At 55.3% G+C, this 7,729-nt stretch carries 8 protein-coding genes; 3 read left to right on the top strand and 5 right to left on the bottom strand.

The features are described 5' to 3' along the window. Nucleotides 1-249 precede the first annotated feature (249 nt). A complete protein-coding gene (locus ACYQ3S_RS01185) occupies nt 250-627 on the bottom strand; it encodes a RidA family protein (protein ID WP_054328573.1) in 378 nt (125 codons plus the stop codon). A gap of 612 nt (nt 628-1,239) precedes the next feature. On the opposite strand from ACYQ3S_RS01185, the gene ACYQ3S_RS01180 reads away from it, so the two are divergent. Further along, nucleotides 1,240-1,635, top strand: a complete 396-nt coding sequence (locus tag ACYQ3S_RS01180) for a helix-turn-helix domain-containing protein (RefSeq protein WP_459686939.1) — start codon at nt 1,240-1,242, stop codon at nt 1,633-1,635. Between the two features lie 53 nt (nt 1,636-1,688). On the opposite strand, the gene ACYQ3S_RS01175 is transcribed toward ACYQ3S_RS01180, so the two are convergent. Genes ACYQ3S_RS01175 through uxaC form a run of 4 tightly spaced genes read right to left on the bottom strand, consistent with a single transcriptional unit; the run spans nt 1,689 to nt 5,983 of the window. Next, nucleotides 1,689-2,990: a TRAP transporter large permease gene (locus ACYQ3S_RS01175; RefSeq protein ID WP_459686938.1), complete on the bottom strand. Its 1,302-nt coding sequence runs from the start codon at nt 2,988-2,990 to the stop codon at nt 1,689-1,691. 3 nt (nt 2,991-2,993) lie between these two features. Next, nucleotides 2,994-3,485, bottom strand: coding sequence for a TRAP transporter small permease (locus ACYQ3S_RS01170; RefSeq protein WP_459686937.1), 492 nt, complete (start codon nt 3,483-3,485; stop codon nt 2,994-2,996). Between the two features lie 15 nt (nt 3,486-3,500). Then, the gene (locus ACYQ3S_RS01165) at nt 3,501-4,535 is read right to left on the bottom strand and encodes a TRAP transporter substrate-binding protein (RefSeq protein ID WP_459686936.1); all 1,035 of its coding nucleotides are present in this window, start codon (nt 4,533-4,535) and stop codon (nt 3,501-3,503) included. Nucleotides 4,536-4,579: 44 nt separating this feature from the next. After that, nucleotides 4,580-5,983, bottom strand: coding sequence for a glucuronate isomerase (gene uxaC, locus ACYQ3S_RS01160; protein ID WP_459686935.1), 1,404 nt, complete (start codon nt 5,981-5,983; stop codon nt 4,580-4,582). A 170-nt stretch (nt 5,984-6,153) separates the two neighbouring features. On the opposite strand from uxaC, the gene ACYQ3S_RS01155 reads away from it, so the two are divergent. After that, a complete protein-coding gene (locus ACYQ3S_RS01155) occupies nt 6,154-7,011 on the top strand; it encodes an AraC family transcriptional regulator (RefSeq protein WP_459686934.1) in 858 nt (285 codons plus the stop codon). Between the two features lie 77 nt (nt 7,012-7,088). Next, nucleotides 7,089-7,649: a manganese efflux pump gene (locus ACYQ3S_RS01150; RefSeq protein WP_459686933.1), complete on the top strand. Its 561-nt coding sequence runs from the start codon at nt 7,089-7,091 to the stop codon at nt 7,647-7,649. Nucleotides 7,650-7,729: the final 80 nt, after the last annotated feature.

Genomic DNA, 7,729 nt, shown 5'->3' with positions numbered 1-7,729 from the left:
CGTTCAGCGCGCGCTCGCGCTGCTCGATCGTGACTTCGGGGATATCACGAACAGCGAACGTATAGTGATGCGGTGCAGGTACATCCAGCGGATAGTGAGCCATTTTTTTGTCCATATTTATTACCTCCAATAGATCACGGCGCGGTTTGCGCCTTTTGTTAGAGGATACCCCGGTCATCGTATGCCGGCCTGCGTCTCCGGCGTCGCGACTGGCGGACAGTACCTTACAAGGGGAACAGGGGAAAACGCTTACAGGGCCGCGATGACTTCGATCTCGACCAGGGCGTCCTTCGGCAGGCGCGCCACCTCGACCGCCGAACGGGCGGGGTAACCGCCTTCACCGAAGAAGGTGGCGTACACTTCGTTCATGGCCCCGAAGTTGTTCATGTCGCTCAAGAACACCGTGGTCTTAATCACGCGATCCATCCCGACGCCGGCTTCCGCAAGTATCGCCTTGACGTTGGTCAGAGACTGCCTCGTCTGCTCTGCGATCCCTTCCGGAAAGCTGCCTGTCGACGGGTCGATCGGCAGCTGGCCCGATGTGATCACCAGCCCATCCACCGCTACCGCCTGTGCATACGGACCGATCGCCGCCGGCGCTCGCTCCGTATTAATCTCCTTTTTCATCCTTCACCCTCCTCCGTCGTTTTTCTGAGATTATTTTATTACCAGGAGAATAATTTGTCAACATAATTTATGCAATTTGTATAAATACATAAATTATTTTTGTTTATTTAGTGATATATTGCACGATTTTGGTGATCTACGATAAAAAATTTTTGTTTGTTTGCGCAAACTGTAAAAGGTTGGGCAGTCAATTGGTGCTTGCAGGAACGGGAAAGCGTTTGCTGTTTCACGGTGCGATGAAAAAAGGGGAAAAACGGTCGTTAAGATACCGTATAGAAATGGGGCGAACCTGCCAATTTCCTTAAGGTCGCTTGACTTGCCGTTTTATTGATGCTATTTTTGTACCGCTGGGATAAGCGGTGGAGTCTGTCATAGAACCCCTTGCGGTTTCTATTTATTCGCAGCAGTTCAGACGATTAGGGAGGGTGCGCCGCCTTTCCTGATAGAATGAGCAGGCCCTCCCACCGTGAGGTCCTGCTCATTTTTGCAACTGGATAGAGCGGTTGCCGGCGTTAAGACGGCGTAGACGCGGTTTGTGGAATCAGCCCCTCTTTTGTGCGGCTGCGTGCAACTATCTGTATTAAGAAAAAGCTGAGTCGAAAGGGTGGTCGTATGGAAAAGGGAAGAAAAACCACGTTGGAAGAGCGGATAGAAATTGTAAGCTACTGTATCGCGCATGGAAAAGACTATGCACTGACAATAAAAGAATACCATGTTTCCTATTATCAGATTTACGGATGGCTGCGGAAGTTCGAGGCTGAGGGGCCAAAAGGCTTGCTTGACCGACGCGGCAGACGGAAGGATATGCTGCCGGTAAGCGAAATTGCGCAGCTTTCCGAGCGTCGCCTGCACACGGGAACGGGAAAAACACGGGGCAGCGCGGAAGCGTCCGCCGCCGATGGAACGGCAGCAGGCGGCGAGGAACTCTCCCAGGAAAAGCGCGGCGAGATAATCGATATCCGGCTGCGCATCCAGTCCGAGCTTTTGGAAAAGCTGTCGGAGGTATAAAATAAAAAAACAGAAAACCGCGGAAAACCGCGGTTTTCTGTTTTTTTGTCCGTTTAGAGCAAGCCGGCGGCCATAGGCAGTCCCAAACTGATGAAAGGAACATAAGTGACCAGCAGCAGGCCGACCAAAATAGCAACGTAATACCATAGCATATAAGGCATGACGCCGGATAGCGTCGATCGTCCTACCTTGATTGCGACGAAAAGCGTGTTGCCGACCGGCGGGGTGATATTGCCGATGCACAGGTTGTAGACCAAAATCAGACCGAACTGTACAGGGTCCATACCAAAGGTTTTGACAACCGGCAGGAACAGCGGTGTGAAAATCAGGATCGCCGGCGTAACGTCCATGAACGTACCGGCAATGAGCAGGATGACGTTCATAATCAGCAGGATGATGATGGGGTTCTGCGTCAGGCCGAGCAGAGCCTCGGAGATTGCCTGCGGGATCTGGGTGAATGCCATGACCCAGCCGAGAATGTTGGATACGCCGATCAGGAAGACAACCATGCCGCTCATTTTCGCGCTGTCCACAACAATGTTCCAGAAGGATTTTAAGGTGATGTTACGGTAGCAGATGCCCAGGATCAGTGCGTAGACGACCGCGATGGCCGAGCCTTCGGTTGCGGTGAAGATACCGCCGACGATGCCGCCGATGACAACAACGATCAGCGAAAGTGCCGGTATTGCCTTGAGCGTGCAGATGCCGAGGTTCTTCCAGTCGAATTTGCCGGGCAGACCCTTGTAGCCTTTTTTGATCGAAATGATGACCGCCACGACCATGCAGCAGATCGCCCAGATGATGCCGGGGATGTAGCCCGCCATGAACAGCGCGGCTACAGAGGTGCCGCCCGCGGCAAGCGAATAGGTAATCAGTGCGTTAGACGGGGGGATCAGCAGGCCGGACGGGGCGGAGGCGCCGTTTGTGGCAGCGCAGAGCGCCTTGTCGTAGCCCTGCTCCTCTTCGCCTTTTTCCACCATGCTGCCGACCGCAGCAGCCGCCGCGGAAGCGGAACCCGAGATCGCGCCGAACAGCGCGTTGGCGCCGACGTTGGTCACGAGCAGCGCGCCGGGCAGCTTGCCCAATATCGCCATAACAAAATCCACCAGGCGTTTTGCGATGCCACCCTGGTTCATCAGGTTGCCGGCGAGGATAAAGAAAGGAATTGCGGTCAGGCTGAATTTACTCATGCCGACAAAGATGCGCTGTGCGCCGGTAACGACCGATACGTCAAGCGAAACGGTCTGCAAAATCGCGACCAGGGACGCGATACCAATGGAATACGAGATCGGTACGCCGACGATCAGCAGTACCGCCAGCACGCCGATGATAATCAGCAAGGATTCAATAGCCATAGTTTATGCCCCCTCCTGTTTTGTCTCTGTGCCGTTTTTGCAGATATCGGCAATATTCAGCACGGTATAGATCATATTCAACACGCCGCAAAGGGGAAGCACGACATAGAATACGCCGACAGCGACGCCGAGCGACGAGGTCATCTGTCCCATGGCAAGCTGGGAGATCTGCACGCCGCCATAAACCAGAATGATGGCGGAGAAGGCAAAGGCGACCAGCTCGCCGAGGATACCGAGCGTTTTCTGCGCGCCTGCGCCCATGCGCTCCACAACAATCGGGATATTCATATGGCCGCGCTCGCCCGTAATCAGGGACGCGCCCAAAAGGCTGGCCCAGGCAAACAGATAGGAAACCAGCTCCTCAGACCAGGGAGAGGGATCCTGCAGCACATAGCGGGTGAAGACCTGCCAGCAGGTCAGGACGACCATTGCGATAAAGCTTACGCCGGCAAGCACATTGAGCAGCTTGGTGAGCACATTTCTCAACGCTTTCATTTCTCTGGCACCTCCTCAGGACTCGGTCGACGGGTACTGCTTGTTATAAGCCTGTATCGCGTCGTAAATGGGCTTCAGGTCAGGGTATTGCTCGAGCATGGCGTCGTGCATCGGCGCGCAGGCCTCCTGGAACGGCGCCGTGTCGGGATAGAGGAAATGGACGCCCTGCTCGTTTTCCGCGCGGTCCTTAGCGTTTTCGACCGCGGTTACCCACTCTTCCCGCTGGACCTGGTTGACCAGCTCGAAGCCCTCATCGAAGACCGCGCGTTCCTCTTCGCTCAGCCCGTCGAGGAAAGCGATATTGCCGATCAGGATATCCGGAATCATCTGGTGCATGTCGTAGGAATAATATTTGCACACATCACCGTGACCGTTGTCGGTCAGGGCCATTTCGTTATTTTCCGCCCCGTCGATGATCTTGGACTGGAGCGCGGTGTAAACATCGCCGAAGCCCATCGGGGTGGCGGAGCCGCCCAGCAGGCTCATCATCTGCACGTTGGTGGGGGATTGCTGCACGCGGATTTTCAGGCCCTTCAGGTCGGCGGGGGTCTCGATCGGCTTATCGACCGTATAGAAGTTGCGCGTACCCGCGTCCAGCCAGGTCACGGCCTCAAAGCCCGCCTGCTTGGTGGATTCGAAAATCGGGCCGGTGATGGATTCGTCATCCATAGAGGCGTGGTACGCTTCGCTGGAGGCGAACAGGTAAGGCAGGTTGAACAGTGTGTAGTTATCGCTGAAGGTTTCCAGCAAGGAGTTGCTGGCCACACAGAAGTTGATAGCGCCCGTCTGGGTCAACTGCACCATTTCGTTCTGCGAGCCGAGCAGCTCGCTGGGGAAAACCTCAACGTCATACTTGTCACCGAGCTTGCTTTCGATGAACTCCTCAAAAGCGACAAGCGCAAGATGCGTCGGATGGTTGGTGGATTGGTTGTGACCGATTCGGATGATTTCCCGCTGGTCCGCGGCCGAACTGCTGCCGCAGCCTGCGAGCGCGCCGAGCATCAGCGTTGCAGACAATGCCAGCGCCGCCGCACGAAATCTTTTTTTCATAAGCGTCTCCCTTTTATTCTTTCAGTTGCCGCAAAATAATGCGCTTATTCCAGCCCGATATACTGCCAGATATTATTGAAGCAGATATCTTCAATGATTTTGCCGATACCGTCGTAATCCGCGGGCGCCATGCCGGAGGCAATCCATCCGCCGACCAGCTCGCACAGCACGCGGCGGAAATATTCGTGACGCGGATAGGAAAGGAACGAACGGCTGTCGGTGAGCATGCCGACAAAGCGGCTGAGCACGCCGATATTGGCCAGGCTCTTGAGCTGGGCGGTCATACCGTCGAAATGATCGTTGAACCACCAGGCGGAACCGAACTGGATTTTGCCCGCCGTGCTTTCGTCCTGGAAGCAGCCCGCCGCGGCAATGAGCTTGTCGTTGTCCGCTGCGTTGAGCGTGTAGAGGATAGTGCGGGGCAGCTTGCCGCGTACCGCCATGCGGTCGAGCAGAGCGGCGAGCGAAGCGGCGGGGATGGTATCGCCGATCGAGTCGCAGCCGATATCCACGCCGATCGAGCGGAAGCGCTGCGTGTTCAGATTGCGGATCGCACCGATATGGAGCTGCATAGCGAAGCCCTTGTCCGCATACAGGCCGCCCAGGAAGTCCATGATGGCCGACTGGTAGGCCGCGACCTCGTAATCGAGCAGCTGCTCGCCGGCCAGTGCCTTGGACATGGCCTCCTCCGCCGCACCTTCATCCCAGACGGTGAAATCGGGCGCGCCGAACGAATGGTCGGATAGGCGGCAGCCGCACGAGGCAAAATACTCTACGCGGGCGGCCAGCGCCTGCTTGACGTCGTCAAGCGTGCGGACGTAGATTCCGGACGCGGCGCCCAGCTTCTGCAGATAGGCGGGATAGCCGGCGGAAAGGATATCCAGCGCTTTTTCCGGACGGAAGGTAGGCAGCACCTTGGTTGTGAAGCTGTCGTCCTCCGCCAGCAGACGGTGGTAGCGCAGGTCGTCGACCGGATCGTCCGTCGTACAAAGGGCGCGTACATTGCTTTCGGAGATCAGGGACCGCGCCGCGCCCTCCGGACTTTGCAGCTTGCTGTTCGCGCGCTCCCACACCGAATCGGCGGTTTGGCTGCTCAGCAGCTCGTCAATGCCGAAGAAGCGCTTGAGCTCCAGATGGGACCAGTGATAAATGGGGTTCCCAATGAGGCCGGGCATGATCGCGGCGAAGCGGTCGAACTTGTCCCGATAGCTGGCGTTTCCGGTGACGTATTCCTCTGGCACGGCGTTTGCGCGCAGGACACGCCACTTGTAGTGGTCCCCCGCAAGCCAGGCCTCGCCGATATCCGAGAACTGCTTGTTTTCGTAGATCTCTGCCGGGCTGAGGTGGCAGTGATAATCGAAAATCGGCATGCGCTCCGCATGCTCGTGATACAGCCTGCGCGCGGGCTCCGTGGTCAGAAGGAAATCGTCGTGAATGAAACCTTGCATCTGTAAAACCTCTCTTTCTGAAATGATATCGGGGAAATGATTCCTTTTTCCCTCTTTTTGTACTCTTATTATACCGTTTTGTGAAAGTCGATTCTCGGGATATCCTGCTTGAAATATGGTGAATATTGCTATATAATATAAACGCATACAAAAGAGGGGAGGAGAAATTGTTGGATTTGCATAAAGATATTTTTACTCAAAGACAAACGATGGAGCGGCCGGATTTTGAATGCTATCACTATCTGGACGTTGTTCCTCCCGAGGTGGATTTCCATGAGCATGCGTTCTATGAGATTTTCTTTTTCCTGTCCGGCGAGGTGTCCTACAGCATCGAAGGCCGCACCTATCAGCTGCGGCCGGGGGATATCCTGCTCACGGACAATCGGGATATTCACAAGCCGGACATCCGAAAAGGCAAGCCGTATGAACGCTTTGTGATCTGGATTCATCCGGATTTCCTGGCGCAGACGGCGGGGAAGGGCGCGGACCTGACCGCCTGCTTTACGGATGCGAGCCAGAAAAAGTACAAGTTGATCCGGCCGGAGAGCAATGTGCTTTCGCGGCTGAAAGGGATCTGCGAAAAAATGCTGCACAGTCGGGACGAGCAGGAGTTCGGAAGCGGCACGCTTTCGGCGATCTACCTGCTGGAATTTCTGGTTTATCTCAATCGCGCCTATTTTGCCACGCCGGACGCTATTCGGAAGGATGTCACGGAAAATGAAAAAATAAACGAGATCGTGGCCTATATTAACGATTATTTTGCGGATGATTTGACACTTGACCGCCTGGCAGACGTGTTTTTTATCAGCAAATCCTATCTGGCGCATCAGTTTAAGCTCTATACGGGGCTGACGCTCTATCAATTCATTATCAAGAAGCGCCTGACGGTCGCGCGCAACATGCTGTGCGAGGGGGTGCCGGTCATGACCGCCTGCATGCAGTGCGGGTTTAACGATTACTCCAATTTTATCAAGGCGTTCAAACGGGAATTTGGGCGCAATCCCAAGGAGTTTATCCGGAAAAAGTGAGGGAGGAACCGACCGGTTCGTTCCGCAATAAAATGCCTTACGGAAGCGTATTGCGTTTTTCGGGAAAGGGTGTTTTTGTGCGGATACAGATGCTTTCGGTTTTGGCTTTTTCCGCAGCGGCAAGCGCGGACAGCCTGGTCGTGGGGCTATCCTATGGGCTGCGGAAAATAAGGGTCGACTGGAAATCCAATCTTGTGGTGGCCCTGCTGTCCCTTGCGGGGACAGTCTGCTCCATGCTTTTAGGGCGGATGCTCCTGCCGGTGCTGCCCGACCGGTTTGAAAATGTATTGGGCGGCGGCATTATCATGGGCATCGGGCTGTTCGGCCTGCTGCGACCCTGGTTTTCCCAAAAGGGAAAGGACGGCAGGGAGCGTGTTCCGCGCGCATTGACGCTGAAAAGCACCCTGCTTTTGGGCGCGGCGCTGGCGGTAAACAACATTGGGCTTGGCGTGGGCGCCAGCATTACCGGCATGCGGCTTGTTCCAACGGCGGCCTGCGCCTTTTTATGCAGCCTGCTGTTCTTTTTCGGCGGGAATTGGATCGGCGGCCTGCGGGAAGGCGGCATAATCGGATGGTTAGCTGAACCCGTGGCCAATCTGCTGATGGTCGGGCTGGGGATATTTGAAATTCTGGTGTGAACGGACATATGGGCGCATATTACCATGAAGAAGCAGAACAGAGGGGACTTTCGTCCCCTCTGTTCTGCTGTATGGAAATG

It is taken from the genome of Agathobaculum sp. TL06 (assembly GCF_054658635.1).
Note: the sequence above shows the minus strand (reverse complement) of the source record. Positions and strands in the feature narration are given on the sequence as shown.